The sequence below is a fragment of the Sulfitobacter sp. SK025 genome (assembly GCF_003352105.1).
GTDB lineage: Bacteria > Pseudomonadota > Alphaproteobacteria > Rhodobacterales > Rhodobacteraceae > Sulfitobacter > Sulfitobacter pontiacus.
The window spans coordinates 1,140,021-1,159,952 of record NZ_CP025808.1 but is presented as its reverse complement, the minus strand read 5'-3'; the positions used below and the strand labels follow the sequence as shown (position 1 = coordinate 1,159,952).

Below are 19,932 nucleotides of genomic sequence, written 5' to 3'. Positions count from 1 at the left end.
TCCGAGATCGATCCCAAGCTGTGCTGCATCCGAACTCGCATCGTCTTGCCGCGGGGTCTCATTGGGCGATCCTTTTGCCCATGCAGCCCCCGCGGCCTTCAGTTTCCCAGCGTGCCCTTGTGCAACCCCTTGAAATACCCGCTGACCAGACCGAGCCGAATATAGGCCTTGTCCAGTTCCTGACTGATCTGTTCGGGTGTCGACGGCACGGGGTTGTCATCGTCATCGACCAGATTGTCGAAACTCACGACGACAGCCTTCAGAAAGTCGAGCGTGCCGGTGCCCGTGCTGAGGTCGAACCCGTCTGCTTCCGAGATCGGCATGGCGCGGAAGGTGGTTTTCAGCTCCGCTTCGGTAAAGCCTTCCCCGTCGGGGATCTGGATTGACACATCGCGGGTAAATGTCGGGGCCTGATTGATCTTGAACACTGGGGCAGTTCCTTTCGAATTATGTGAGGGTGAGAGACCACTGGTCGTTGCCTACCGTCGGGATCGGGACCAGGCGGAGCGGCCACTCGACGATATTCTGAGCATTCTCGAGACCCTGAGGCCGCTGCATCTGCGCCTTCGTGATCGCGAGGGTTGCGGTGTTCCCAGCCGTCAGTCCATGCACAAGGTTGATTGCAACATCCGTCTGGTCAGCCGCCATCGTGAAGGGGTTGAGCGTACCCAGCGGGACAGCCTCCACCTTGGTCTCGACGCTCTCTTCCTTGTCGGTGATCAGAATGCCTTCCGATCCGACCAAAAACCGTGGCTCAACTGCGTTGCCGAGATTGAGCATCAGAGACCGCATCACGAGAGACACACCGGCCAACGTGAAGGTCGGCGTGTTGGCCTTCGTCACAGCCAGCGGCTTTTTGAACGCCGTCAGCGTGGGGTTCACCCGCGTCTCTTCGCTCGGTTGATTGAACAGTCCCCAGAATTCGAACTTGAGATAGGGAATTGCCGAGGTCGTGAAGTCGATCGTGCAATTGCCGCGTGCGCCGGTCAGCACGAACTGGGTGCCCTCGATTAGAAAGTAGACCGACAGGCTCTCGTGATCATCGCTGACCGGATTATAAGTGACAGATGTGTCCAACACGATCGTTTCGGCAACGGCACAGCCGCGCATCAGTGGACCCCAAGCGGGTGCGGTGCCCGCGGTACCGGATCCGGCCAACTCCACGTTGAAGGTCAGCTTGGCGTGAACATCGATCGGCACCGAACCTTGAGCGCCCAAAGTGGGGATTTCCAGATTGCGGCTGACGTCGCTGCCTTCCATCGGTGTCAGCGTGATTTCCGTGGCGAGGATGCCATTTGCAGCCGCGGTTGGTTCAGCGTCGGTGTTGTACGTTGTCTCCAGCTTTGCCAGCAGGATTTTGGATTTCCATTTAAGGGCCATTTAAGCCTCCTTTTCCGATGTTTCTTCAGCAGGCTCAGCGACCACTTCTTCGGGGTCCGGGGTGACCGGTCCCTCCTTACGGGTCAGCTTGCCATTCTTGCTGCGGGTGTAGCTGCCCCCACGGGACGGAAGGATTGGTGCTTTCATCAGAGGATCCTCAGCTGATCAGTGATGGCAAAGTCGATCTGGTAGACGACGGTGCCCTTGGAGGCGTTCAAAATGGAGCCACGGGTCAGACGAAACACGCCGATCTCATCAGACGGGGCCCAACCGGCGATGGCGTTGACGATCGCAAAGATCACATCGCGCAATTCTGCCAAGGCCTTTTGGCCCGCGGGCGTGTGGTTGCGGATGGTCAGGATTACCGCGATAGCCTCTTCGATCCCTTGGGTGAACGCACCGGCACCAGCGTCTGCCTGACGCCCGATCAAGCCCAGGGGCAGCACATGCGCTGCGGGAGTGTGCTGGGGCAAAGCATTGCGCTGCATCAGATCGGCGAAATTGCCCGCGCCTTCTACGCGATGCTCGAAGATGGCGACCTCCGATGAGAGACGGGAGATGATGCTCTCGATCATCAGATGAAGCCCTTCATGCTGGCTTGCGTGAGGGGACGCTCTCGATCAGTCAGCCGTGCCCCGGAGCTTCCGGTACCGGGCGCATCAGCCCCCGCGATGGGCAAGCGGACACCACCGCTGGAAATATCCCGCAAGGTGCGTAAGGCGGCCTTGTAGTCTTCTTCGATCTTGGGATCCGGGCTGGCCACGTGGAGGTTGTAGATCGTGATTGCGAGCGCAAGGCTTCCGATCAGGGGCGGCGTGGTCTCCATCGGGAGCGCGTAACGGACCCCCACGTAACCATCGATCATCGCGTCCGCGTCGGCCAACGCCTGGTCAATCACATCCGTATCGATAGCGTCAGTTGCCACATCGCCCCGATCTGTCAGGGAGATCAGCATGTGTTCGCCAAACTTCGCAATCAGTTTTGAAAGGGATGTATAGGGCACGGTGGGAACCATCCGAATTGAATGTGAGAAGGCCGGCGGCGACAATCCCGCCGCCGGTCAATTTTTGCGCGACGGATGCCTTACTCGGCGACGTCAGCTTTCATCAGGCTGATCGCGAGCTTCGGCTCATCGCGCAGCATGGCAGCCTCTTCATCGCTGAGCTCGGAGGCAAGGATGCGCGTCGGTTCGGGTGTGAAATGCCGACCGGCCCGCCAGAGACCACCTTTGGGGCCGATGACCACCACGATCAGATCTTCCTCATCCCGTGGCTGCAACGCTGCTGCCAAACTGCCTACCGCCTCGGCACGTGTTTCGTTCGGAGGGGAAGGCTTTGCGTCGGACGTCAAGGCTGCAGAGATGTCTTCAATGTCAGTGGCAGGCTCGTTTGGGGCCTTGGCGGCCTTGCTCTCACCCGCGCCGCTTTCGGCAACGGACTGCGCGACTTCAGACGCCTGATCCGCTGCAAGCGACAGTGGCTTGGCGGCTTCAGTCGCCTTGGTCTCACCCGCGCCATTTTCAGGCGTGGGCTGCGAGGCTTCAGGGGCGCTTTCCACCACCGGAGCCGCTGGCTTTGCGGCTTCGGTTTCTTTGGTCTCGCTGGCCTTGCTGGCGGCTGTTTTCTTCGAACGTGTCATTCGATCAGCCCCTTATGCCAGCCACGGAACGATGAGCAGCTCCGCAGTGCCTTTCCAGACGTTGGTGGCACCGGCATCGTCGCGCTCGGCATTCAGCAGCTCGAGCGCTGCCTGCTCCATCGAGGGCGGCACAACCAGCAGGTTTGGCTTGATGCCCAGAGGACGCCCATGGTCGCCCTTCATGCCCTGCAACGCGGCACGAGCGGCGGCGTAGCGTGCGGCGTTCAAGGTCTGTTTGGACCCCCATGCCATCTGCCAGAAGCCGTACCCGACATTGTACCGGGCATCGGTGCCGTAGACGAATTCCTTGTTCATGAAGACGTTGTGGTCTTTCGGGTTATCCTTGGCCACGAACATGGGTTTTTCACGATCCTGGAAGATCATCGGCTTCAGCGACCGGTTGGTCGAGAGCAAGAACCAAGGCGCGCCCGAACCACCGTCGGTGTTTGCGACTGTACCCATAGAGCCATCTTCGTTGATCACGGGGTGATCGGTGTCGAAGAAATACTGGCCATCATAGCATTCGGTTGCGAAGCCACCTGCCAGCGCACCGAAAGTCAGCAGATCAGGGTGAGCAGCCGTGCTTTCGCCCATCTCGACGAACATGGGCTCGTAGATCCCGAGGTTGTCGTCTTTGATGTCGTTGCGATCAACGCCGATGGTCAGTTCGAAATCCTTGTTCTTGATCGCATAGTCATGCTCGGCAAGACCTTGGATCAAGCGGGGACCAAGCCATTCGCGCATGTTTGGCATTTTGCCGAGCCAGCCGTAGCGGCTTTCGCGCGTCGACGAGGGGACCACAGTCGCGATCCGCGTGTACTGCGTCTCGGCCTGTCCGAGACCCCGTTTGTAAGCGGTGTTGAAGCCGACACGAATGGCTTCGAGATTTGGAGTGTTGATGAGCATTGAATGGTCTCCTTACGCCGTAGCGATTTTGGTGAGGACTTCGTCAAAGCGCACCCAGACGCCCAGGGCATCGACATTGTCGACAAACCCGGCCGGAGAGCGCGATGCCGTTGCATCGGTTTTGGCGACGGTCTGATCATCAACCGCGAAGACCACGTCACCGATTTCAGCGACGGTGATCTCGTCCGCTCCAGCGGAGTTCGCAAAGCGGAAGACACCGGGGCGGTAGAGCACCGCTGCGTCTCCGGCGCTGCCTGCGGCATTGTCGCCCGCATCTTCTGCGCGACCAATGCCCACGAGGCCTGTGGCAGTCGCACCTTTGACGACAAATCCGGCAGCGTTGCGCATCAGAAGCGATCCCGCAAAAGCCGACGCTGAAGCGGCAAGAAGACCATTGCGGATATCACCTGCGATCTGGGGCGTGTTGCGTCCTGCGGTCAGTGCGGTCATCAGTTGTCCTCCAAGTTGGCCTGCTCTTCAGCGAGCGTGGCGGCATAGTCTTTGGGATCCTGCCCCAGCATCTTGGCGATGCTCAGTTGCTCGGAGTTCAGCGAGAGCTCACCATCCTTGCGTGCAGGTGCGATGATCGAGGTCCCGGAACTGCTGAGCACAGGCATTGCACCGATCAGCTCTTCGGTCCCCGAGGCATCCTTCATATGCATGGAGATGTAGCGATCACGCATCGGCTTCACGCCGACACGGCCCGCCTTGATTGCACCATCAACAAATGTGGTCGCTGCAGTCTTGGCACCGGTATCGCGAAGCTCATTCAGCGAGGTTGCCAACGTGGTGATTTCGGCCTGCAGTGCGACGATGGTATCGTCCGCGCCTTGGTCACTCGATGCACTCTGCGCCGCAACCAGAATATCGGCTGGCGCACTGTCTGCGCTGAGGCCTAGGGCTAGCCCGATTTCGGACATCTGAGACTGCATAGCGGGCTTGTCGTCTCCACCGGGCATCTTGCCCTTCAGCGCCTTTTTGATTTCCTCATCGGTTGCCGTCTCCGGCAGGCCGAGCATGTCGGCCAGAAATTTCGTCCAATCCATTGGGGGAATGTCCTGTTGTTGATGAAGCGCAGTCAGACCGCGCAGGTTGGGTTTATTGACCAGGCTGACGCATTCGATCGACGTGACCGTCTTGTCTGCCCTGTGCCGGATAACGGGGCTGATGCCCCGGTAGGCCCGTGATGTGACCAGCTCTGCGCCAGCCGTAGTCCACTCCGCCTTGCCCCAAAGACCGTCTTCACGCGCCTGCATGGCCACGATCCAGCCAAACGCCGGGGCTTCTTCGCCTTTTGGCGCGCGCAGGTGGATGGCGTGATTGATGTCGATGGGGAGTTTGGGAGCGTGCAGGAAGCTCTCGGCAATGATCTGCTCGAAATTCGCAGCGAGGTAAGGACCGCGCTTGTCGCCCGTCTGGATCAGGCCTGCGGGCAGCAGGTGGATCCATTCGGGCGCACCGCCAAGAACTGCGACGTCTGGCAGAGCCTGGGCACTCATAAGCGCTGTGAATTGAGGGGCTACGTTCATGCAGCGATAATTGCCGCAGGAAGCCGCGTCAAAACATCCGCAAGCGCTTGCGGAGTAGTCCAGATAATGTCGGGAATTGATGGCAGACTAGGCGCGACGGGCGGCTTCGGTCAATCTGTTTCATAGTTCCAACACTTGGGGCCTCGCCAAGTGCAGCCGTTGCAAAACGCTCTCGTGAACTTAGCCTGATCTGAAAATTAGGTCCCAGTAAGGGCCGGTTAGCTCACCATCATCAACTGTCCATATGCGCACGATTGCTCTGGGCTGCAGCCCGGCCCTTACAGCCACGCCATAGGCTCGGAACCCTTCGCCGGGTCCGCCGCAGAGCCGTATGGTCGGCTCGTGAAACGGATGGCCTTCTCCTCCTTCGCAGGATTCGATCGTCTCAATTCCAGCGGCCCGTAGAATGTGCACGGCATCGGCAATCCCTTCGTCGAGTGGCATATCAAGCTCTAAACCCACTGACTTCAACAGACTAGTTTGCCGTTTTTTTAGCGCCTCATCCATCTACGATGTCCTCGAGCCATTCCTCAACGATCGCGGCGATGTTGAGACGGTCTTGATCAGAGACCCCGAGGAAGGGACGCGCGGGGATGTTTCCCCAAGGGATGGAGCCACCACGCGCATCCGTACCGAATGCACCTTTGGCAGCGCCAAACTGCATGACGGCCGAGTAGATCTTGTTGGTGCCCAATTCGACAAAGTCAGGACCATAATCGCGAAAGAAGCTCGTGCGCAGAGGTTGCCCATCAACATTGGGACCAAACAGCGGTCTGACATCGACGGTCTGGCCGCGTCGTTCATAGGCCGCGATCGTAGTCGGTGACTTCGGGGCCCATGGCGTGCCATCCGGGGCGACCCCGTCCTCAAAGCGCTTTACGGTTTCGAACTCGAGCTGCTCACCGATTTCATTCATGACCTCGGACATGTCAGACAGGCTGGCAGAAAGCCTGGCGAGGATCCGCTCGACGTCTGCGTCTTCCAGCTCGACGGTGATCATCGTATCACCCCTCCTGTCTGAGCAACGGGGCTAAACGCCGGTTTGCTTTGACTTGAGCTTCGGTCAGGCGGCGAAAACTGGTCAGGTAGAGCTCTCCGTTTCGGACCGTTGCCGTAAGAACCAGAACATATCCGGGTTGGCTTGGATCGGGCTGAAGGAAGATCAGTGTATTGCCACGCTTTGCAACATTCTTGCTCGCCCTGTCGATGACGGTCTGCGCCAGTTGATAATCGCGTGGTGTGATGTCTGGGTAGCGGCGACCCTGTCGCGCAATAGTTTCCGCCGACAACCACGCGACCGGATTGAGCAGGTTCAACTGCTCTGCATCTTTGACCGGCAATCTAGCGAGAGGCCAAAAGTCGATCGGATCTTTAATCCAGCTTTCAAAGCCCCGCCCTGAGAGCCAATCCTGAATGAGATTGATCGAGGGCTGACGCGGAAGATCCGATAGCTTCGGCTTTAGTGCGGTGATAATATGGCTGACAGTTGCTCCTGGGGCATAGTCCCATCCCTTGCCAATCCCGTTCGGCACGCCTGTACGCGGATCAATTGCCTGCCAATCGTCCGGGAGAACCTTTGACGGATCTCCGCCCACACGGATCGCGCCCGCCAAAGTGCGGGCCCCACGAACACGGCAGCCGCATCCCCAGCCGTTTGGGGGATAGTGCGTGGCCCAGAAGGGATGATCTGAAGGCAGGATCAGCCCGTTCCAAGACAAGTGATCGAGACGCGGATGTGCTGCGCCACTGTGTTCATAGACCCAGAACTTAAAATTACCGTCGATGAGCTGCGCGTGCCGGCCGGCTGCCATCGTGGTCAGCATGTTCGTCTTGTAAATGACCTTGGTGCGCCACGCCTCACCTTTCGCGGTGCCTTTACCTGTCCAGCCATGCCATCCGTTGCGCTCTACGATCTGCCTGAAGTCGCGCCGGAACTCTTCCAGTCCTGTCCCTTCCGAAATTGCCTTGTCGACCGCCGCACCAAGATCAGCCAGCAGATCTGCTTTCACCGCGCCCGCCACCATGAAGGCACGATCGTGCTGAGCCTTGGAGATATCATCCCATCTCGATGTGGGAACGAGATCACCCAGCCGCAGCCGAAACGCGGCGACCTGTTCCTTGAACGGTTGCCGGAAGGTGGCGCGGACCTCATCAGCCACTTGTGGTCTCCGCCAGCGCCCGCCCACCTGCGTCTGCCGCCTCCATCGCATCGGCAATCGCAGTACCAAGAGCGCTGGCGTCCAGATTGGAATAGGCCGCGAAGAACATCTCGCGCAGTTCCTCGATCGAGCCCGCACTCTCGAGCATGATTTCGACCTGTGCAATCATCTCTGCTACAGCGGGCTGTGCGGCCTCCTGAAGCTGGGCCGTCAGCGCATCAATCGGCTCACCACCAGAAATCGCCTCTGAGGGCGATTGTTCCGCCTGACGGGCAAGGACGCCGGATTTGGGCTGAAGGGTATTCAAACGGTATTCAAATTCGCTCTGCGGGGCGGTTTCGACCCCAGCGGTCCCAACCGGTGCGGCTGGTAGAGTGTTATCCGGCTTAGACGCCATCAGGATCCGGTCGCCCGGCTTTGGGTCCGCAAATCCGAACTTGGCGCGGATCTCGCTTTCGCTAACCTGCAAGCCGATTGGCACAAGCACGCCGAGCGCGTCTGCGATCTGCTTCAGATCCTCTGGTTCCGGACGCCCGATCTTCAGCCGCGGGTACCGCTTCTGAGGTCCGTGCTCGAGCTGGATCCATGGACGGATCAGATCCCGGTTCAAAATCGCTGCCAATGCATTGGCATCCGCGCGCTCGATGTCCTCCTGGACCTGACGATGCTCCTTGCCTGAGCCAAGGCCACCTGTGACGGCATCGGTCGTTGCCGTCTGACCCAGCACCGCTTTCGAGATCTGCTTGTCCAGCCAGTCGGCGCGCTTTTCATAGAGGTCGGCCGAGGCACCGACATTGCTGGTTTCCACAAAGTCGATCGACATGCTCTCTGGGATGATTGCCGCGCAATCCCCTGCGATATTGGCGACGGCATCAAAAAGCGTGTTCTTGTCCGCTTCGCTGGCACCGGCCCCCCATTTGCCCAGGCGCAGCGGCTGACCATAGGTCTGGCTGAAGATTGCCCAATCGCGCTGCGTGAAGGCCTTGAACATCCAGCCCCACATGGCGACCCGCGCAAGACCTGAACGCAAAGCAAGCCCCGACTTGGCCTTCACGTTGGCATAGATGAACTTGAACGCCTCAAGCGGAACCTCTTGGCCGTGGTCATCGAGCTTCATCGGGGTGGCGAGATTGACGCGGTCAAACCGGAACCAGCGCGGGTCGCGCCACTCCAGGCGCGCAGGCTGCCACTGGCCTTCCGACGTGTCCCAGATGATTTCGGTGAACGAATAGCCTTTGCCGATGCTGTCCAGAATATCGAAGAGCTCATCGCTCAGCTCGTCGCGATCGAGCCACTCGCGCACCATGTTGGCCATCTCGACATCGAAGGCTTCGTCTGAGGCTGCTTCGACCGTGATCTCGATCTGGCTTACCGACCGGCGGCGTGTACCAAGCACACCAAGATAATGGGGGTCGCGTTCCTCTATCACCTCTGCCAGCTCTAGATAACGCACCGGGTCGCCCTGATCCGCTTCGCGCAGGATGTTTGCCAGGCGAATGGGGTTCAGCCCGTCACCCGGATGTCCGGACAGCGGGGATCGCACGCCGCCGAGCGTGGCTGCTGCGACTTCTTCGGTCAGTGCTGCCCGCTTGACAGGCTGACCCCAGCGGTCGAGTAAAACAGGCTTAATGGCCATTTGAAGGCTCCTTTATCTGCTTGGCGTCGACGACGATGTTCCCCGCCTCGTAGAACGGGCTTCCGTTTCGGTTGTCGCGGAACCAGCCAACCCGGCCAGCCTCATCCGGTTCGCCAAACCCATGATAGATTGATATCAACGTCTCACGGAACTGAGCCTCGGCGCGACATGTGCGCAGCCACGCAATTGCCGCTGCCACCGCGAAGCCCAGCGTAAACCATATCAAAGCAACGCTCATCAGACGCTCCCTCTCAATCTTGCCCCAAGCGGCCCATCGAAGGCATTCCTGCGCCCCAAGGCATCTTCTTTGTTAGGCGTATCGCGCATGCGGCCTTCGGCGCGTTGATGGCGCAATCCTGAACTGGCCGCGCGGTAGCCGTATTCGACCCACCGCATACGGGCCGCAAAATGCGCCAAAGCTAAGCCGATGGCATAGTCGCCGTGCCGCTTCTTGCCCTTCTTGTCCTTTGCCTCGCCTTTTTCGTTGGTCCGGATCGCGGGGACGCGGGGAATGCCTCGCACGAGCTTGACCGAGCGCATGTCGCTCAGGTGATCCTCGTCGGCACCGATCGCGATCATGTCGTCTTCAAAGGCGGTTTTAAGGGGCGGCATGTTGATCCGGTACCAGTCCTCAGTGAACTTGATGGCCCAGATCAGACCTGATCCGTCCTCGGCCTCACGCAGGCCGAACTTACGCCCCATGTCTTCAGCCACGGTCCAACCCATGCCGGTGGCGTCAAAAGCAGCGCCCAGAAGCCTTTCGCGCAGCTTTTCCAGCACCATGCCGACGACCAGCTTCTGCTCGTCCCCAGGCACATTGCGCATCTCGATCGAGAAAGCCTCGGTGCGCTTCAGGTTCTGCTCTATCGCCAGCACGGGCATGACGCTCAGGTCTGCGACGCGCGCAAAGTCAAACCCGGCCGCGTAACGCAAATCCATGTCGAGCGGCCCAAGCACTTCCTCGAGCTCTTCGAGGAATGGGGCCATCAGCGCCTTTTGCTGCAGATCGCTCATGTGCAGATAATCGCCGGGCAGTTCCAACCGCAGAACCGGAGCCGTTGCTGTCATGCGCGCCTCTATCAGTGGGGCGGGCAACCAGGCACCGGAGCTGAGGGACGGAATACAGAACAGCTCTTCGTCCGCACCATCGCCATAGAAGTCGATCAGATCCTGACGCCATTGAGCTTCGTCAGCGGGCGACCACTCGGTACCACCCACAAGGCAGATCCGCTCATAAAGGCCATCGGTCAGGGCCTCATCGAGATCAATGTGTAGGTGTTCATAGGGAAGCCGGCCGCCAAGAATGTCCTGGATGTTTTCATTGAAGGGATTGTCCGCGCCATCGTGTGTGGAGCAGACGATGACCTGACCCCCCCAGATCAGAAATGCCATTGCCGCCTTGATCAATTCGCCCAAGCTGTCGACGAACGCGGCCTCATCGATGATGATCACACCCTCTTTGCCGCGCAAGCCACGCGGTGCCGAGCTGAGTGCCTTGATCTGGTAGCCCGAGGCAAAGCGGATGCGGAACGTCTGGATCGATTTGTCGCCGTCGTCGTCGCCTTCTTCGAACAATCCGTCCTCAATGGCGGAAGCGGCGATATTGAACGCGCGAGCCCACATCGCGCAAGCATCGACGAACTCGCGGGTCATCTCTTGGGAGTAGGAGATATACATCGCGTCCATGCCGCGTGCTGACTTCGCCCGTGCCGCCCTCAGCACAGCATAGGCTGCCAGCGCCCATGTCAGCCCGATCCGGCGCGACTTCTCGACGAACAGCACCTTCGTCGACACCGTGTCGAGCAGGCCGACTGTCCTGGCCTGATAGGGTAGGAGAACCTTTGGCAGGCCAACGCTGCCCACCAGCTGAGGCATGACATCGGTCGCCTCGCGCCGCTGGCGTTCCCAGTCAGCTTTGGAGATAGGCGCGGTCATTTGGTGGCCCCTGCGCGCAGCTGATGCAAAATCTGCAACGCGCGATCGAAGTTCGGTGCTCCAGCAACCCTCCCGGCAGAGTACCTGGAAGTCAGATCAAGCAGCCGTCGATGCAGTCCGTAATATGTGCGCCCATCGACGTGCTGCCCAGCAAGAAACATCCGGATGACCCGCGTGGCATCGTTACAGGCCTCAAAGGTCTTGCGATCGCGTTTCTGCCAGTAGGCAGCATGTGCCGCCATGTCATTGGCAATTTCAGCCGGAGTAGCCATCAGCCGCGCGCCTCCGCCCAGGCAACAGCGTGTCGCGCCTGAATTCCGTCCTGACCATCATCATTGCCCAACAGGTCTGGGCAAAAATCATGGTTACCCAGCCGCCAGAGATGGCGCATGTTGCGCGAATTCACGACATCGGCTTGCGCCGGGTAGATCTCAATTGCCCGGATCTGCTCGCCCCAGACCATGTTCTTGATGTATTGCAGATCGTCCCAGCTGATCGCGCCAGCGTGAGAGACGCTGAGAAGACCAAGCAAATCATCGACGTGAACCTTGAAACCTCGGATTTCATCGCTCTTGAAGCGTGGCAACGTCATGCCGACCTCCAGTAGCCATCGGTCAACCAGCCATGCCAGTGCCCCTTGTGATGGACCGAAGGTGTCAGCGTCGGTTCAGTCGTTGAGACGTTCCAATTCCAACTGGGGCTTTGTGGTGGCTTGAAGTTTGCCCCGACGGTGATGGGTGCAATCACGCCGCAGCCACAGGGGCAGCAATACCAGAAGAACCATTCTCCACGCGCGTCTCCGGGAACAACATGGTAGCTTCCGGGATGCCGGTGCTTCTTGAATGCATCGAAATCAACCATGTTGATTGCGCGCAGTGGGCCGGTCGCTCTTGGTGCCCTTGGATCACCCATTTGAAACCCCCAAGATATCGGCTTTGATCTTCTCGGCCGTCTCTGAGGACATGCCCGCTTGCCGCGCGGCCTTGACTGCGGTCTCTGCCGCATTGGCGCGTTCTTCCTTTGCAATCCGCAGACGCTCATCAGCCGTCAGCTTTTCGCGAATGCCTGAGCTGCTCATCACGTCTTTCAGCATCTTGCCCAAGAAGTGCAACTCCTTCGGGTCAATCTCATCGCCTTCCTTCAGCATCGCCGACTTCATGACCTTGAATGCGAGAGTGGTAATCATCTGAAACAGCACATTGTGGCGCTTGGCCTCTTCCTCGAGACCATTGCCTTCCATCCAGCTCACGGCCCAAGCGGATGCTTCTTCCTGCGCGCGCGCCATCTGCTCGTATTCCTGGCCAAAGGAATGGACCGCCGATTTACCCACGCGCATTTCAAGACCGGCCTCTTCCAGCCAGAAGTTCAGATCTTCGGTTACCGCGACATAGTCAGAGAAGCCGCGCTCCTTCAGGAGGTCCTGAAGGCGAAGCCTGATCTCCTGCGGAATGAGGTCGATCTTGCGGGGCGGCGGCATGTCAGCGCCGTGCCGTTGGGCGTTTGACACCGGGATGCTGGACCAGGCCGCGCGCGACCTCCGCGCCGCGCACGGTCGCTGTCGCGATCACAACATGACCGTGATCGGTCATCTCGATCAGTTCCTGTTCGTCCAGCCACGCCAATGCTCCCCGGATCTGCGCGTCCGAAGAGGCGATGCCGACGCCGCGCACGACATCTATCAGGATTGACGCATTGGATGTGAACTCGGACGATCTCTCCAGGTGCTTGAGGATCGCGAGGCGACGGTGTTCGGTCTCGGTGCTGTCTGCCATGGGGAAGGCTCCAAAGAAGGTTATGGGTCGGGACGGATAACGCCGGGCATACTGGTCGCCCCGGTGGCGACCTCACGGCCTTTGTTGGTCAGGCGTGCGATAGGCTCGCCCTGGTAATCGCGGGTGGTGACCAGCTCCATTTCGTCAAGCCACGCGATTGCCGCGACTGCTTGATCGGCATTGGTCGGCACACCGATGCGCCCACAGTGCAGACGCATCACCGATGCCGCCGCCTCATAGCCGGGAATGCCCGCCAGATATTGAAGCACCTTCAAGCGACGGAATTCGGTCTCGACGGTTTCGATCGGCCAGGCTTTGAACATCACTTGTCTCCGCCTTTGCCTGCGCGCTGTGCGGCCTCATAAAGCATGCGGACCATGTTGCCCTGGGCTTCCTGACTTGCGCCGATCCGCGCAACGAGAATGGCGAGGTCATGCTGCTCTCTAGCCGTGGCAAGCAGATCGATCCGGGACTCGATTGTCGACATGCGGACACGAACCCGGCCAAGATCATCGTTCACCTTTCCCAGACTGCCTTCGACGGCGACCAAACGCTTTTCGATGCTCTGATGACCCACCTGCAGACCCGACATGCCATCATTGACGCGTGTCGAAACACGGCCCCAGAACCAGCGCCCCACGGCTGCGAGAGAGGTAACAATCAGCACAATGAAGCCGAGTAGCTTCTGGCCCTCAGAGAACCATGAGAACCAGTCCATTACCAAAGACCCCAGGCGAGCATTGTGAACAAAGCCACCATCGTGGCGGATTGAAGGATCAGAGCGCGTTGCGCGCCCAGGCCGCCGATTTCGCCCATCGTTCGGATTGAGATAGCCAGCCAGAACATGCTTCCTGCCAGCATGAATGCGAGGACCTCAGGTGCAGGATGGGCCTCCCAAAGATTAAAATCCGTCTTTACGAACAATCTGGCGCAAACGTAGTAGCTACGCTCCACCATCAGAGCGGCGGCGATTGCGAAGATCGGACTTTCCAGCCGTTCGAAAACAGCAAGTGACGGCTGGGCAACCCAGAACCTGCGCACCGTAATTGCGTTGAGAAACGCAAACACGGTGGCAAGCACGAGGCTCGCGTGACTTGCAAGCGTGACGGCGGACCATTCCAAGCTCATGGACAATTAGCCCAGCAGCGAGACGCGCTTCGTCGCGCGGATCCGACCAATCACAGCGATCAAGCCCGCAGCGGAGGTGATCAGGCCGGTCACAGCCGTGCTGAGATCTGCGGCATCAGCAGGTGTGACCGCGTAGCCTGCGATCTGGGCAAGACCGGTGATGATGGCACCGCCGCCGCCAAGGACGCCCAGAGACAGGAAGGGGGATTTCGTTTCTTTAAACATGTCGAGTTCCTCAGAGTTTCAGTTGGATTGAATGATCGGGTCGGCGTGAGACTTGACGATCCAGCCCTCAAGGCCGCCGTGACGGACCTTCAGCCATGCACGACCGTCGAAGATGCCTTCACGGATGACGGGTACGACCACACCGTCTGTGATGGTCGAGATCACATTGGGATTAAATGAGGGCCAACGGCGCATATTCAGCGTGTCACCGGGCACGGTGATCGCGACCATCTCGTCTTCGTGCTGTGTTGGCGCGGACGCCTCATCCGCCTCAGCCGATTGAGCATCGTCACGGCCCAAGACCCGCGCACGCATCTGCGTCAGCGGAAATAGCGGGTTGGTGTCGACCTTGCGACCTGGGGAGATGTACCAGTGGCTAGTAATATCAGTGAGTGTTGGGATGTAATCGAAGAGACCGTTCAGAAGCGCTTCTAGGGCTTCGACTTGCGCCTCGGTATAATCCATCCAAAGCCCGCTGCCATGCTCAGGAGTAGTGACAGCCTGGACGCCGAACTCAGCGATATCGAATTCCTGCTTGTACCACGCACGGGCTTTCCCGTTGCCCGCATCCGTCATCCGACCAGGGTTGACGATCTCGATACCGATAGAGAAATCGTTGACACCATCTCGCCCATGGTAATGCGATGTCCCGGCGTGCCCCGCACGGCGGTTGGTGGGCACCTGCTGAGAGATTGAGCCATTACGCTCGAGGATGAAGTGAACCGAGACGCCGCGCGGTGCGGTCCGCAGGTAATTGGCAGAGTTGCCGTGTTCCAAGCGCCCGGCCGTGTCATGCAAAACGACGATGGTTGGTGCGATCACGCCGCCGATATTCTGCGCGCGATCAAACGGGATGCCCTGGGCAATGTGATTTTTGAATTTCATTGTGGACCCCAATCGCGAAGCACGGGCGGCGCGCTACCTTGTGGGGTTTAAAATGGCGTTTGATGCCTGTTCAAAACATCCGCAAGCGCTTGCGGGGTGGCGTCAGAACAGCTTCATTTGTTTGGAAAAGGTCTCTTCCGAAGTGAACTCGTCAGCGAGATACTTTCGCACCGTCACATCGGTCATGTGCAACTTGCGTGCAATTTCTGCAACGGGCAAGCCTTTTGATTTAAGGACCTGAGCGATCCACCTTTTCGCGGTCGGAATGCGGGCCTTCATGGCGTGCGATGCATCGGCCAATGCGCGGGCCTTTTCGATACCGACCAGCTGAGCAACCTTCGATCCACCCTTTGGATCGGTGGGCATGTAGAGCTCCGCGCCGCCAAAGGTCAGGAGGAACTCGACTGCGCCATCCGTGCCGAGAATTTCTTCGTAGACCTGGACGTTTGCAGGGGTCTTGGGGGCCTCTGTCATTTGTGGCGCGCCCTCCACCGCTGACCGCGTCTTGCGACGGTGTCATTGCAGCCATAGAGCGTGGTGACTTTGCCGCTCTTGCTCAAAACATAATGGACGCCGCCGCTGTTGACCGCATTCGCGCCCTGGTGGCGGCCTTCTCGCGTCACCAGCTCGATCCGGCGCTTCAGGGACTTTACGTCAACGCCGTATACCCGCTCAAGATAACGGACCACCGCGTGATCAGTGACGATGTCAGAGCGGCGGCTCATTTCCGTCCGCTCCAGTCAAAATTGATATTGGCGCGTTTGCCCCAGTCTTTCAAAGCGGAGATCACGGCATCGATCTGATTATGATCCCGCAGCATGTCCACGTCCGCAGGAACCATTTCCCATGTCTCGCCAAACCGTGCCCGGATAAAGGCGTTCAGACCATCCCGGCCGGGCCTGTCCAGTACGCCTGCAGCCCCAAGCTTTCCCCAGAGCACGTGGACCAGCCTCAGATCCGCACGGGAGGCCGCAGGGCGCTTTTTAGGGCTGGTTAAAGCCCCTTTGAACCCGTCCTTCCTGAGACGATCGAGAACCTTTTTCAGATCGGCGGCGGTCATGTCTGACATGGATGTTTTACCGCATACCTCGAGCTGAAGTGCGCGCCGGTCATCGCTCGCAATACCGAGTTCCCGGCAAGCGACATGGATTGTTTTCTGCAACGCCCGGCTCATTCTCCTGTTCCTCTTCTGGACCTAAACACAGGCTCTGGTTTGGTTCGACGGGTCTGAAACGGAGCGGCACGCACGAAGGTCAGGGAATGCGGTGATCCTTGCTCCAGAGCAAAGCGGATATGGTTTTTCGCCAGTTGCATTTCCAACGGCAGCTTGCGCTTCAGGCCTGCAATGATCGTGGTGTGATCGCGATTGGCCATATATCTGCCGATCTGTGACAGGCTCGCGTCCGACATTTCCCGGCAAAGCTGATAACAGATGGCCCGGCGGTTCACGAACTCGCTCTGACGCGAACGGGCCAGCAACTCTTCCTCAGTCACTCCAAAATGACTGGCCACGTGCGAGCGAATGTCCTGTACCTGAACGTCGCGTGGGGGTGATGATCGCTCGTGAAACATCGCTTCAAGCCTTGGCCAAATCGATCGTGATTGCCTGCCACGGCGCGTCGTGGCTGTCACGCTTGGAGCAGCGCACATAGGTTTTGGACCCTACGACGCGAATGGCATCCTTGATGGCGCGCATCGCTTCCTGCCAGCGGGCATCCGTGATTTCGAGACGCAGCAGCATGAAGATCTCGGCGCGATTGATCTGACCGGCCTTGTCCGTGTTGAACGCACGGGTCACGATCGAGCGGATCTCCGGACGGCTCTCGGCAGACCATTCATTAAGGCACTCATCGACCAGCTGCTTGGCAATCTGCAGCTCAGGCCCAAAGTTGATCTGATCTGCAATCCGGACCTCAACCTTGTAGAGTTGATCCACAGTCATCAGTGTCTTGTTGCCCTTCTTGCCGCCGAAGGTCGCGCCGTATTCTTGCGCCAGGATTGCTTCGAATGCACCGATGTCATCAAAGGTATGCTCCTTGAACCGCGCCACCTGGTCAGACAGCGGAATGGCGTGGCCGATGATTTTGCGAGTGGTTTCGTCCTGAAGCAGATCACGCGCGGCGATATTCTCGATCGGCTGCAGACCGCCCTTGCCATCACGCATGTAGATGTTGCCATCAATTTCCTTGCGGCCATCGGGAAGTGCTGCGGTTTTAAAAGTCGTCATGGAATTTATCCTTCGCGGATTTTGCATTTAGGGCATCGGCGATTTCACTCGCCACAAGCTCAGGGAATGGAAGCGTGGGATCAGCAGAGCAAATCGTAATAGGGACGCCATCATCACTCTGAAATTTCACCTCACGCCCTTCATCGTAATATGTTGGCCGGATCATCGGACGCTCCCTTCAGCTTCAACAAACATGGGCTGGCGCGCCGGATCGGCCGGATGCCCTGGCAAGACGTCGGCTACCACGATCATAGCGGCCATCGCTTCGATCTCATCTATCGTGCAGAGGGTCGTCCCGCGTCGGCCCATAAGATCCACCTTGGCGACGCCGCTGGCAGCAAGACGGATCATCTCAGCCTCTGAGAACCGTTTGACCTGATCCCTCATGCCACCACCGTGCCCAAGAGGGCTTTCTCAAGCAGCCGTTGCGCAGCCTCAGTAGGCGTCAGCCCGCGCCGCGCTGCTTCGGTCGTCAGCAACGAATACAGGCGTACCGACACCACGATATGCTTGGTCGATGGTGACGCCTCGGCTTCCTCTGGCCTTGCCGAAGGTCGAGCTTCGGCTGCCTCGAGCTTTGATGGTGTCTTGAAGTAAGGAATAACCTCCCCGGCTTGACGCGCTTCCCTAATCCTCTGGTAGACAGTGTTGGGATGCACGCAGAGGCGCTGCGCAATGACCTTTGGCGGTACGCGTTGCAGTGCCAGCGAAACGATTTCAGTGGCTCGATTGGTCATGACTGCTCCTCTCCGATGTAGCGGGGACACTGTCTGCAGGCGCGAAACATCCGCACCCGGTGTGTGTTATGGGTTTGCAAGCGATTGGCCCGCTGTCGCCACATCTGGCAGACATCCGTCGGCAGATCGCCAAGGACCGGGCATGAGATGACGGCCGACATGAAGACGCCGCGCACCCGCTCTTCGATGGCCTCCATGTTGCCTGGATATTTCTTGCGCAGCACCGTGCTGACCAAGGAAGCTGATCTCCCGAGATCCTCGGCTACGCGGTTCTGGCTGGTAAGGGCGCACGCCTGGGCCAACGCTAATACCCAATCCGGCAGGTCATCGCCCCAGGCGTTTCTTGCGATATCGACGGGTCCGTTCACGATTGCCCTCCCACCGGATAGGCTTTCCGCGTGTTTGGATCGAACACTTGTTGGGTCCGCTGGATCATCGGTGGCTGTGGCCCCGTATTCCGGATCAGGCGATACACTGCCTGCTTCGCCGGGGGCTGGGCCTTGCTGACAACCTTCAAGAAGCCCGCCTTCAGCAACTTGGTGCAATAGGCCTTTGCGGTGTTGTCCGTAACGCTCACGATGTCGGTCGTGGCATGTGCTGCGATATCACGGGGCGTGAACTGTCCGATCATGCGCATCGTCCGCCACATGTTTTCGACGCCACCGCCCTGCGAGACCGGCTTGCCGTCCCGGTTCAGGCGGGGAGCGTGATAAGGAACAGGATCCGCGATAATCCGGAACTTGATCGCGGCGTCCTCGCGGATAGCGCCTTCTTCAGGTTCGATGCGCTCGACATAGTTCGCCAGCGTAAGAGACTTGAGATAGCTGCGGATCGTGTGGCGATTGACGTAGGTCTGATCGAAGATATCGGTGATCGTGAACGGTGCACCGTTGAACTTGACCATCTCATCCCAGAGCGGCTGACGGCCTTGCGGCTCACGGGACGTGGCCGCTTCGGTTGCTGAAATCCTGCTCATTTCGGAGCTCTCCTCGGCGTGGGTGCTTCGCCAGTGAAGAAGGGACGATTGTCCCAATCCTTCCGGCCGATGGACTTGAGGTTCCGGGTCTGGGCGAATTCTTTGACCCGCTCGAGGTTGATGGAAATGCGCCGGATCGACCGATGTGATTCCTCCAAAACCTGAAGCTTCAGATCCTCTTCGAGCGAAACACCGGGGCAGTAGATCGCTGCGAGATAGCCTACATCGTCGATCTGACCTTCTTCAGCAGCGACCCAGTCAAGAATGCGACCGTGCACCCGTTCCCAAGCCATCAGCTTGCGCGGCAGCTTCTCTTCACCAATCAGGATGATCGTGGCGCCGGAGCTTTCGTGAATGTCGCGCACGATCTCGATCATGTTGCGATCGACCAGGTGATCGATTTCGTCGATCAGGAGGGGGCGGCTATTGCGGGCGAGCTCCTGGGCGATCTGGTCGACCATGTCCGAGATCGTCTTGGCGGGCAGCACGCCCATGTCGCGCAGGATCTCGGTGCAGAGCTTCTTCTTGGTCCATACCGATTTGACTTCGACCTGATACGCCCGAAACTTGTTCGCCGCATAAACTGCCGCTGTCGTTTTGCCGTATCCGGACCATCCGTAGAAAACGCCCAGCCCCGGAAGCCCAGGACCACGCTGATTAACCCGCTCGATAAGTTCCACCAAAGCCACGACATTGCGCAGCGGTGCAACAGAGTTGTTATGCCTGAATTCTTCTGTCATTCTATCCTCACTTCGTTATCGCCCCCGGTCAGCCTGCAACGTTGCCGGGGGCACCTAAA

The 19,932-nt window shown here is 59.0% G+C and carries 36 protein-coding genes; all 36 read right to left on the bottom strand.

Features of this window, described 5'->3' with window-relative positions; translation table 11 throughout:
* Positions 1–98 precede the first annotated feature (98 nt).
* The 36 genes from C1J04_RS05655 to C1J04_RS05485 all read right to left on the bottom strand — a co-directional run bounded on the left by C1J04_RS05655 (position 99) and on the right by C1J04_RS05485 (position 19,873).
* Positions 99–428, bottom strand: coding sequence for a hypothetical protein (locus tag C1J04_RS05655; protein ID WP_114865302.1), 330 nt, complete (start codon positions 426–428; stop codon positions 99–101).
* A gap of 19 nt (positions 429–447) precedes the next feature.
* Positions 448–1,380, bottom strand: a complete 933-nt coding sequence (locus tag C1J04_RS05650) for a hypothetical protein (RefSeq protein ID WP_114865301.1) — start codon at positions 1,378–1,380, stop codon at positions 448–450.
* Entirely contained in the window at positions 1,381–1,527 is a 147-nt protein-coding gene (locus C1J04_RS19310; protein ID WP_159431869.1) for a hypothetical protein, read from the bottom strand.
* Positions 1,527–1,955: a phage tail terminator protein gene (locus tag C1J04_RS05645; protein ID WP_114865300.1), complete on the bottom strand. Its 429-nt coding sequence runs from the start codon at positions 1,953–1,955 to the stop codon at positions 1,527–1,529. The genes C1J04_RS19310 and C1J04_RS05645 overlap by 1 nt, the downstream gene beginning before the upstream one ends.
* The gene (locus C1J04_RS05640) at positions 1,955–2,383 is read right to left on the bottom strand and encodes a gp436 family protein (protein ID WP_114865402.1); all 429 of its coding nucleotides are present in this window, start codon (positions 2,381–2,383) and stop codon (positions 1,955–1,957) included. The genes C1J04_RS05645 and C1J04_RS05640 overlap by 1 nt, the downstream gene beginning before the upstream one ends.
* An 80-nt stretch (positions 2,384–2,463) precedes the next feature.
* Positions 2,464–3,018, bottom strand: a complete 555-nt coding sequence (locus tag C1J04_RS05635; RefSeq protein WP_114865299.1) for a hypothetical protein — start codon at positions 3,016–3,018, stop codon at positions 2,464–2,466.
* Positions 3,019–3,030: 12 nt separating this feature from the next.
* Positions 3,031–3,924, bottom strand: coding sequence for a Mu-like prophage major head subunit gpT family protein (locus C1J04_RS05630; RefSeq protein ID WP_114865298.1), 894 nt, complete (start codon positions 3,922–3,924; stop codon positions 3,031–3,033).
* A gap of 12 nt (positions 3,925–3,936) precedes the next feature.
* Positions 3,937–4,374, bottom strand: coding sequence for a hypothetical protein (locus C1J04_RS05625; RefSeq protein WP_114865297.1), 438 nt, complete (start codon positions 4,372–4,374; stop codon positions 3,937–3,939).
* Positions 4,374–5,423 carry a phage protease gene (locus C1J04_RS05620; RefSeq protein WP_216825232.1) on the bottom strand — a complete coding sequence of 350 codons (1,050 nt, stop codon included), beginning with the start codon at positions 5,421–5,423 and terminating at the stop codon, positions 4,374–4,376. The genes C1J04_RS05625 and C1J04_RS05620 overlap by 1 nt, the downstream gene beginning before the upstream one ends.
* 210 nt (positions 5,424–5,633) lie before the next feature.
* Positions 5,634–5,960, bottom strand: coding sequence for a hypothetical protein (locus tag C1J04_RS05615; RefSeq protein ID WP_114865295.1), 327 nt, complete (start codon positions 5,958–5,960; stop codon positions 5,634–5,636).
* Complete coding sequence (locus tag C1J04_RS05610) at positions 5,953–6,453, bottom strand: phage virion morphogenesis protein (RefSeq protein WP_114865294.1); 501 nt, start codon at positions 6,451–6,453, stop codon at positions 5,953–5,955. The genes C1J04_RS05615 and C1J04_RS05610 overlap by 8 nt, the downstream gene beginning before the upstream one ends.
* A 4-nt stretch (positions 6,454–6,457) precedes the next feature.
* Complete coding sequence (locus C1J04_RS05605; protein ID WP_254693852.1) at positions 6,458–7,612, bottom strand: phage head morphogenesis protein; 1,155 nt, start codon at positions 7,610–7,612, stop codon at positions 6,458–6,460.
* Positions 7,605–9,248, bottom strand: a complete 1,644-nt coding sequence (locus C1J04_RS05600) for a DUF935 domain-containing protein (RefSeq protein WP_114865292.1) — start codon at positions 9,246–9,248, stop codon at positions 7,605–7,607. The genes C1J04_RS05605 and C1J04_RS05600 overlap by 8 nt, the downstream gene beginning before the upstream one ends.
* Complete coding sequence (locus C1J04_RS05595; protein ID WP_114865291.1) at positions 9,238–9,486, bottom strand: hypothetical protein; 249 nt, start codon at positions 9,484–9,486, stop codon at positions 9,238–9,240. Before C1J04_RS05595 ends, C1J04_RS05600 begins: the two co-directional genes overlap by 11 nt.
* Complete coding sequence (locus tag C1J04_RS05590; RefSeq protein WP_114865290.1) at positions 9,486–11,183, bottom strand: hypothetical protein; 1,698 nt, start codon at positions 11,181–11,183, stop codon at positions 9,486–9,488. The genes C1J04_RS05595 and C1J04_RS05590 overlap by 1 nt, the downstream gene beginning before the upstream one ends.
* On the bottom strand, positions 11,180–11,455 hold the full coding sequence (locus C1J04_RS05585; protein WP_114865289.1) for a hypothetical protein: 276 nt from the start codon (positions 11,453–11,455) through the stop codon (positions 11,180–11,182). The genes C1J04_RS05590 and C1J04_RS05585 overlap by 4 nt, the downstream gene beginning before the upstream one ends.
* Entirely contained in the window at positions 11,455–11,775 is a 321-nt protein-coding gene (locus C1J04_RS05580; RefSeq protein WP_216825231.1) for a DUF7694 domain-containing protein, read from the bottom strand. The genes C1J04_RS05585 and C1J04_RS05580 overlap by 1 nt, the downstream gene beginning before the upstream one ends.
* Complete coding sequence (locus C1J04_RS19755) at positions 11,772–12,044, bottom strand: DUF6527 family protein (protein WP_368074103.1); 273 nt, start codon at positions 12,042–12,044, stop codon at positions 11,772–11,774. Before C1J04_RS19755 ends, C1J04_RS05580 begins: the two co-directional genes overlap by 4 nt.
* Before the next feature lie 43 nt (positions 12,045–12,087).
* Complete coding sequence (locus C1J04_RS05570; RefSeq protein WP_074635313.1) at positions 12,088–12,660, bottom strand: DUF3486 family protein; 573 nt, start codon at positions 12,658–12,660, stop codon at positions 12,088–12,090.
* 1 nt (position 12,661) lies between these two features.
* Positions 12,662–12,955 (bottom strand): VpaChn25_0724 family phage protein, encoded by a 294-nt coding sequence (locus tag C1J04_RS05565; RefSeq protein WP_074635312.1) that lies wholly within the window; start codon positions 12,953–12,955, stop codon positions 12,662–12,664.
* Between the two features lie 20 nt (positions 12,956–12,975).
* The gene (locus C1J04_RS05560) at positions 12,976–13,278 is read right to left on the bottom strand and encodes a VpaChn25_0724 family phage protein (RefSeq protein ID WP_074635311.1); all 303 of its coding nucleotides are present in this window, start codon (positions 13,276–13,278) and stop codon (positions 12,976–12,978) included.
* Complete coding sequence (locus C1J04_RS05555; protein ID WP_114865287.1) at positions 13,278–13,673, bottom strand: hypothetical protein; 396 nt, start codon at positions 13,671–13,673, stop codon at positions 13,278–13,280. Before C1J04_RS05555 ends, C1J04_RS05560 begins: the two co-directional genes overlap by 1 nt.
* Positions 13,673–14,083, bottom strand: a complete 411-nt coding sequence (locus tag C1J04_RS05550) for a hypothetical protein (protein WP_114865286.1) — start codon at positions 14,081–14,083, stop codon at positions 13,673–13,675. Before C1J04_RS05550 ends, C1J04_RS05555 begins: the two co-directional genes overlap by 1 nt.
* Positions 14,084–14,089: 6 nt before the next feature.
* A complete protein-coding gene (locus tag C1J04_RS05545; protein ID WP_074635308.1) occupies positions 14,090–14,308 on the bottom strand; it encodes a hypothetical protein in 219 nt (72 codons plus the stop codon).
* A gap of 18 nt (positions 14,309–14,326) precedes the next feature.
* Positions 14,327–15,193, bottom strand: a complete 867-nt coding sequence (locus C1J04_RS05540; protein ID WP_114865285.1) for an N-acetylmuramoyl-L-alanine amidase — start codon at positions 15,191–15,193, stop codon at positions 14,327–14,329.
* A gap of 102 nt (positions 15,194–15,295) precedes the next feature.
* Positions 15,296–15,667 (bottom strand): helix-turn-helix domain-containing protein, encoded by a 372-nt coding sequence (locus tag C1J04_RS05535; RefSeq protein ID WP_114865284.1) that lies wholly within the window; start codon positions 15,665–15,667, stop codon positions 15,296–15,298.
* The gene (locus C1J04_RS05530; RefSeq protein WP_114865283.1) at positions 15,664–15,918 is read right to left on the bottom strand and encodes a hypothetical protein; all 255 of its coding nucleotides are present in this window, start codon (positions 15,916–15,918) and stop codon (positions 15,664–15,666) included. The genes C1J04_RS05535 and C1J04_RS05530 overlap by 4 nt, the downstream gene beginning before the upstream one ends.
* Positions 15,915–16,367 carry a gp16 family protein gene (locus tag C1J04_RS05525; RefSeq protein WP_114865282.1) on the bottom strand — a complete coding sequence of 151 codons (453 nt, stop codon included), beginning with the start codon at positions 16,365–16,367 and terminating at the stop codon, positions 15,915–15,917. Before C1J04_RS05525 ends, C1J04_RS05530 begins: the two co-directional genes overlap by 4 nt.
* Positions 16,364–16,687 carry a helix-turn-helix domain-containing protein gene (locus C1J04_RS05520; protein WP_162797830.1) on the bottom strand — a complete coding sequence of 108 codons (324 nt, stop codon included), beginning with the start codon at positions 16,685–16,687 and terminating at the stop codon, positions 16,364–16,366. Before C1J04_RS05520 ends, C1J04_RS05525 begins: the two co-directional genes overlap by 4 nt.
* 82 nt (positions 16,688–16,769) lie before the next feature.
* Entirely contained in the window at positions 16,770–17,420 is a 651-nt protein-coding gene (locus C1J04_RS05515) for a DUF3164 family protein (protein ID WP_114865281.1), read from the bottom strand.
* A complete protein-coding gene (locus tag C1J04_RS05510; protein WP_114865280.1) occupies positions 17,407–17,586 on the bottom strand; it encodes a hypothetical protein in 180 nt (59 codons plus the stop codon). Before C1J04_RS05510 ends, C1J04_RS05515 begins: the two co-directional genes overlap by 14 nt.
* Positions 17,583–17,807 (bottom strand): hypothetical protein, encoded by a 225-nt coding sequence (locus C1J04_RS19500; protein WP_114865279.1) that lies wholly within the window; start codon positions 17,805–17,807, stop codon positions 17,583–17,585. The genes C1J04_RS05510 and C1J04_RS19500 overlap by 4 nt, the downstream gene beginning before the upstream one ends.
* The gene (locus C1J04_RS05500; protein WP_114865278.1) at positions 17,804–18,157 is read right to left on the bottom strand and encodes a helix-turn-helix domain-containing protein; all 354 of its coding nucleotides are present in this window, start codon (positions 18,155–18,157) and stop codon (positions 17,804–17,806) included. The genes C1J04_RS19500 and C1J04_RS05500 overlap by 4 nt, the downstream gene beginning before the upstream one ends.
* A complete protein-coding gene (locus tag C1J04_RS05495) occupies positions 18,154–18,525 on the bottom strand; it encodes a hypothetical protein (protein ID WP_114865277.1) in 372 nt (123 codons plus the stop codon). The genes C1J04_RS05500 and C1J04_RS05495 overlap by 4 nt, the downstream gene beginning before the upstream one ends.
* Positions 18,522–19,133: a hypothetical protein gene (locus C1J04_RS05490; protein ID WP_114865276.1), complete on the bottom strand. Its 612-nt coding sequence runs from the start codon at positions 19,131–19,133 to the stop codon at positions 18,522–18,524. Before C1J04_RS05490 ends, C1J04_RS05495 begins: the two co-directional genes overlap by 4 nt.
* Positions 19,130–19,873, bottom strand: coding sequence for an AAA family ATPase (locus C1J04_RS05485; RefSeq protein WP_114865275.1), 744 nt, complete (start codon positions 19,871–19,873; stop codon positions 19,130–19,132). Before C1J04_RS05485 ends, C1J04_RS05490 begins: the two co-directional genes overlap by 4 nt.
* Positions 19,874–19,932 lie beyond the last annotated feature (59 nt).

Bases quoted from the DNA above. Each gene is read 5' to 3' on its own strand.
- C1J04_RS05565 (WP_074635312.1), bottom strand. From the start codon at position 12,955: ATGGCAGACAGCACCGAGACCGAACACCGTCGCCTCGCGATCCTCAAG.
- C1J04_RS05620 (WP_216825232.1), bottom strand. From the start codon at position 5,423: ATGAGTGCCCAGGCTCTGCCAGACGTCGCAGTTCTTGGCGGTGCGCCC.
- C1J04_RS19310 (WP_159431869.1), bottom strand. From the start codon at position 1,527: ATGAAAGCACCAATCCTTCCGTCCCGTGGGGGCAGCTACACCCGCAGC.
- C1J04_RS05610 (WP_114865294.1), bottom strand. From the start codon at position 6,453: ATGATCACCGTCGAGCTGGAAGACGCAGACGTCGAGCGGATCCTCGCC.
- C1J04_RS05500 (WP_114865278.1), bottom strand. From the start codon at position 18,157: ATGACCAATCGAGCCACTGAAATCGTTTCGCTGGCACTGCAACGCGTA.
- C1J04_RS19500 (WP_114865279.1), bottom strand. From the start codon at position 17,807: ATGAGGGATCAGGTCAAACGGTTCTCAGAGGCTGAGATGATCCGTCTT.
- C1J04_RS05550 (WP_114865286.1), bottom strand. From the start codon at position 14,083: ATGAGCTTGGAATGGTCCGCCGTCACGCTTGCAAGTCACGCGAGCCTC.
- C1J04_RS05510 (WP_114865280.1), bottom strand. From the start codon at position 17,586: ATGATCCGGCCAACATATTACGATGAAGGGCGTGAGGTGAAATTTCAG.
- C1J04_RS05635 (WP_114865299.1), bottom strand. From the start codon at position 3,018: ATGACACGTTCGAAGAAAACAGCCGCCAGCAAGGCCAGCGAGACCAAA.
- C1J04_RS05625 (WP_114865297.1), bottom strand. From the start codon at position 4,374: ATGACCGCACTGACCGCAGGACGCAACACGCCCCAGATCGCAGGTGAT.
- C1J04_RS05585 (WP_114865289.1), bottom strand. From the start codon at position 11,455: ATGGCTACTCCGGCTGAAATTGCCAATGACATGGCGGCACATGCTGCC.
- C1J04_RS05530 (WP_114865283.1), bottom strand. From the start codon at position 15,918: ATGAGCCGCCGCTCTGACATCGTCACTGATCACGCGGTGGTCCGTTAT.
- C1J04_RS05580 (WP_216825231.1), bottom strand. From the start codon at position 11,775: ATGACGTTGCCACGCTTCAAGAGCGATGAAATCCGAGGTTTCAAGGTT.
- C1J04_RS05600 (WP_114865292.1), bottom strand. From the start codon at position 9,248: ATGGCCATTAAGCCTGTTTTACTCGACCGCTGGGGTCAGCCTGTCAAG.
- C1J04_RS05515 (WP_114865281.1), bottom strand. From the start codon at position 17,420: ATGACGACTTTTAAAACCGCAGCACTTCCCGATGGCCGCAAGGAAATT.
- C1J04_RS05535 (WP_114865284.1), bottom strand. From the start codon at position 15,667: ATGACAGAGGCCCCCAAGACCCCTGCAAACGTCCAGGTCTACGAAGAA.
- C1J04_RS05595 (WP_114865291.1), bottom strand. From the start codon at position 9,486: ATGAGCGTTGCTTTGATATGGTTTACGCTGGGCTTCGCGGTGGCAGCG.
- C1J04_RS05490 (WP_114865276.1), bottom strand. From the start codon at position 19,133: ATGAGCAGGATTTCAGCAACCGAAGCGGCCACGTCCCGTGAGCCGCAA.
- C1J04_RS05645 (WP_114865300.1), bottom strand. From the start codon at position 1,955: ATGATCGAGAGCATCATCTCCCGTCTCTCATCGGAGGTCGCCATCTTC.
- C1J04_RS05545 (WP_074635308.1), bottom strand. From the start codon at position 14,308: ATGTTTAAAGAAACGAAATCCCCCTTCCTGTCTCTGGGCGTCCTTGGC.
- C1J04_RS05630 (WP_114865298.1), bottom strand. From the start codon at position 3,924: ATGCTCATCAACACTCCAAATCTCGAAGCCATTCGTGTCGGCTTCAAC.
- C1J04_RS05485 (WP_114865275.1), bottom strand. From the start codon at position 19,873: ATGACAGAAGAATTCAGGCATAACAACTCTGTTGCACCGCTGCGCAAT.
- C1J04_RS05615 (WP_114865295.1), bottom strand. From the start codon at position 5,960: ATGGATGAGGCGCTAAAAAAACGGCAAACTAGTCTGTTGAAGTCAGTG.
- C1J04_RS05555 (WP_114865287.1), bottom strand. From the start codon at position 13,673: ATGGACTGGTTCTCATGGTTCTCTGAGGGCCAGAAGCTACTCGGCTTC.
- C1J04_RS19755 (WP_368074103.1), bottom strand. From the start codon at position 12,044: ATGGTTGATTTCGATGCATTCAAGAAGCACCGGCATCCCGGAAGCTAC.
- C1J04_RS05570 (WP_074635313.1), bottom strand. From the start codon at position 12,660: ATGCCGCCGCCCCGCAAGATCGACCTCATTCCGCAGGAGATCAGGCTT.
- C1J04_RS05650 (WP_114865301.1), bottom strand. From the start codon at position 1,380: ATGGCCCTTAAATGGAAATCCAAAATCCTGCTGGCAAAGCTGGAGACA.
- C1J04_RS05590 (WP_114865290.1), bottom strand. From the start codon at position 11,183: ATGACCGCGCCTATCTCCAAAGCTGACTGGGAACGCCAGCGGCGCGAG.
- C1J04_RS05540 (WP_114865285.1), bottom strand. From the start codon at position 15,193: ATGAAATTCAAAAATCACATTGCCCAGGGCATCCCGTTTGATCGCGCG.
- C1J04_RS05525 (WP_114865282.1), bottom strand. From the start codon at position 16,367: ATGAGCCGGGCGTTGCAGAAAACAATCCATGTCGCTTGCCGGGAACTC.
- C1J04_RS05560 (WP_074635311.1), bottom strand. From the start codon at position 13,278: ATGTTCAAAGCCTGGCCGATCGAAACCGTCGAGACCGAATTCCGTCGC.